Origin of the sequence: Marinobacter sp. C1S70 (assembly GCF_000475355.1) — a bacterium.
Taxonomy (GTDB): domain Bacteria; phylum Pseudomonadota; class Gammaproteobacteria; order Pseudomonadales; family Oleiphilaceae; genus Marinobacter; species Marinobacter nauticus.
Genome location: NZ_AXBW01000037.1, coordinates 1 through 2,708, shown reverse-complemented (window position 1 = coordinate 2,708; position 2,708 = coordinate 1). Strand labels below are relative to the sequence as shown.

At 50.2% G+C, this 2,708-nt stretch carries 2 protein-coding genes and 1 pseudogene; 2 read left to right on the top strand and 1 reads right to left on the bottom strand.

Annotated elements, in window-relative coordinates; all coding sequences use genetic code 11:
- Window positions 1-632, top strand: a 632-nt coding sequence (locus Q669_RS11550) for an aldo/keto reductase (protein WP_022992365.1), incomplete at its 5' end; no start/stop codon positions are given.
- A gap of 147 nt (window positions 633-779) precedes the next feature.
- Here the strand turns inward: Q669_RS11550 and Q669_RS11545 are convergent.
- Window positions 780-1,949, bottom strand: coding sequence for a MerR family transcriptional regulator (locus Q669_RS11545; RefSeq protein ID WP_022992364.1), 1,170 nt, complete (start codon window positions 1,947-1,949; stop codon window positions 780-782).
- A gap of 464 nt (window positions 1,950-2,413) precedes the next feature.
- Here Q669_RS11545 and Q669_RS19880 point away from each other — a divergent pair.
- Window positions 2,414-2,708, top strand: a pseudogene (locus Q669_RS19880) (pyruvate kinase); the annotation flags it as partial.

Below are 2,708 nucleotides of genomic sequence, written 5' to 3'. Positions count from 1 at the left end.
TCACGTTCGCCGGAATACGCATTTGGTACGAAAACTTGGCACGTGACAAGTTCATTCCCAGTGTGCGCGAGAGCCTTACCAAATTGAGGACAAACTACGTTGATTTATTGCTGATCCACTGGCCGTCGCCGGATGAGGAAGTCCCGATGCAGGAGTACATCGTCGAGCTGGTCGAAGCCAAGAAACAGGGTCTTGCGAAAGAGATCGGAATCTCCAACTTCACCATCGAACAGATCAGACGTGCTATCGGCATTGCCGGAAAGGACGAGATTTTGACGAACCAGGTGGAGGTCCATCCTTTCCTACAGAATGACGCAGTAGTCGAGTTCTGCCAACGAAATGGCATTGAGGTAACGGGTTTCATGCCATTGGCAGTCGGCAAAGTTCTGGAAGACGAGACCCTGCACGGAATTGCTGAAAGCCACAACGCAAGAATCCCAGAGGTGGTGCTTGCCTGGTTAAGACAACGGGATATTGTGGCGATTCCCTCATCTACCAAACGAGCGCATCTGGCATCGAATCTAAAGGGAAAGGAATTGGTTTTATCTGACAAGGAAATGTCTGAAATAGCAACGTTGGATAGCAATCACCGAATAGCAGATCCGGACTTTGCTCCTACCTGGGATCAGTAGAATCTGTGGTGAACAGCGACCATGAACGTGTAATTTTGCATGGTCGCTGATTACTATAGCAGCGAGCATGTCCGCCTTTGTTTAGGTGTCGCGCGGGATGCGGGACGGCCGGAAAGCGGGCATTCGAGATGGAGCAAGCCGTTCTATCTAATCGACCTGCAAGATGAACATCTCATAACCAAACTCACCGAGATACTGGTCAATAATTCCAATCTCTCGATCAATGTCGTTCAGTGCCATCGATTCTGCCATCTGAGGCTTCAATTCATTGAGGCGTGAGCGTAAAGGTTCATAATAATTTGCCCATGCCTGCTGGCTCAGGGAAAAATGATCAATTACCGTATATCCCGCCCGCCGGATTTGTTGCTCACGTAAAGAAACTGACTGCATGTCAGGATATTCTTGATGCCAAAAGTCCACGGCGGTCTGACTTGGCGTGTCTGTCAGCCAGACCAAATCATTCACCACGATGCAGCCTTTTGGCTTCAGGAATTTTTTCCAAGTTGTAAGCGCTTTCTCAAAGCCCATAACGTAGGCCGACGCTTCTGCCCAGATGAGATCGAAGCTGCCAGTCTGGAATGGCAAATCCGTCATACTTGCGCATTCGGTTCTCACTCGGTCTTGAAGACCTTGCTCAACAAGCCGTTGTTTCAACGCCTCCAGTGCGCTTGCTTCATTGTCTACGGCCACGACCTGAGCCTGAGTCTTTTCGGCAAGTATGATAGTGGCAAGGCCCTTGCCACAGCCGATATCGACCACTTGGGTTGGTACGATAGGCACTAGCGCCAGAGCTTTAACAGTATCTTCTTCAGAACCTGGTCCCCACCGGTCAAGGCCCTGGAAAACGGCCATAAAGTCGGCCATGTATTGGTCATGTTGATTCATATCTTTAGATAACCATTTCAAATGCAGGGCTTGCCGCTCACTAAAGCCTTGCTGTTTAATCCAATCCAGGTAGGCGTCGGGTGCGACCCGATCAGTTACCTGATGCCAGGAACGCAACGAGCCTTTACCGAGCAATGCAGAAAGCAGGCGACTTGCTCTCTGCTTTGCTTCGATCTCAGCATTCAACTGCACCATTCGGCGGTGCAGCATGTCTCTATCGAGCTTGCCATCGAGGCAGTCCTTGCACTCCTGGAGACTCAGCCCCCCGGCTTGTAGCTGTTGAAACAGCCGAAGGCGCTGGAGGTCCTTTTCCCCGTAAAATCGATATCCGTTCGACTGACGCTTGCCAGTGATTAGTCCTTTTCTTTCGTAATACAACAAAGTTGATCGGGACAGACTGAGCTGTGCAGCCAGCTCTGAGATTCGATACATGACACCCCCCAACTTTGCTACTACAGATAGAAGGTAAACTATGAAGTTATAGACGGGTCAACAACGAACGTGGTTTTGAGTCAGCTTACAATTTCCCGAAAGCCAGGCCAATGTTCGCTTTTGTTTAGCTGAGTCCCCAGAGGACGCCCTGGTCGCAAAGCGAACATTCGGATTTGGGGATAACTCCCGGCTCACTCGCTGCCTCCACGCCTATTCCAGACAGATTCGCGCCGTGCATTTCGTCGTTGACGTATGGCTACACAATAAAAATATGGCGAAAGCGCCTCATTTTTCGTAACACTTCCACGAATTCGGTAATAATTTAATCCGCGTCGTTACCACCGAAACAAAAATGTCACACCGCTGACACATTTCAGGACGACTCTATTACTGTATGGAATTTAGTCAGCCTCGCATCGAAAACATTCCGCGCATGAAGCTTCATGCAGCAGGGGAGGCCAGAAATGGACGAAATAACTCCGAGAGCCCTCACTGCATCAGAGATTGAGTACATGGGTGAGCTACTGGAAGATCTCACCAATCTTCGAGATAGCCTTTGCTCTATAGCTGCCCACCCCCCATTTAGCCTCAACGAACTCGACTCTGGCTATCGTATAAGCGCCGAAAACCTTCTGCATTACCTCGCGTTGCGCCGACAGGATATCCGACTGCTCCAGCAGCGCCTTGTTACGCTTGGATTTTCCTCATTGGGTCGTTCGGAATCCTGCGTACTGCCGACACTAGGAGTCTGCGCGGCAG